Source organism: Pseudomonas sp. 05N432, from assembly GCF_056396945.1.
The window spans coordinates 1-452 of record NZ_JBFTMM010000089.1; the positions used below are offsets into that span (position 1 = coordinate 1).

The 452-nt window shown below is 62.2% G+C and carries 1 protein-coding gene; it reads right to left on the bottom strand.

The window, feature by feature from the left end:
• Positions 1-452 (bottom strand): Ig-like domain-containing protein (locus AC1DHT_RS29365; protein ID WP_477761606.1); only part of this gene is annotated, 452 nt, incomplete at both ends.

The window sequence follows — 452 nt, forward strand, 5'->3', positions numbered from 1 at the left end:
ACTGCTACCGGACCGTCGTTGGTGCCGGTGGTGATGGTCACGTCCACCGTGGAGCTCGAGAGCGCGCCGTGTTCATCCATCTGGTAAGTGAGCGTCACGTGCTCGACCACGCCCTGTGCCAGATGATCAAAGTCGGCTCCCGGATTGAATACGAGCTGGTTGCCGACCACGCTGGCCGTGGTGCCCTTGTTTGCCGGCGCGCTGGCCGAGTTCAGCGTGAACRSGTGACCGTCRTCGACATCGGTRTCGTTGGCCAGTACGTTGATGGTCAGGGTCTGGTTTTCCGTGCCGGCAGCGACATCGGCCACTGCTACCGGACCGTCGTTGGTGCCGGTGATGGTCACGTCCACCGTGGARCTCGAGAGCGCGCCGTGTTCATCCTGCATCTGGTAAGTGAGCGTCACGTGCTCGACCACGCCCTGTGCCAGATGATCAAAGTCGGCTCCCGGATT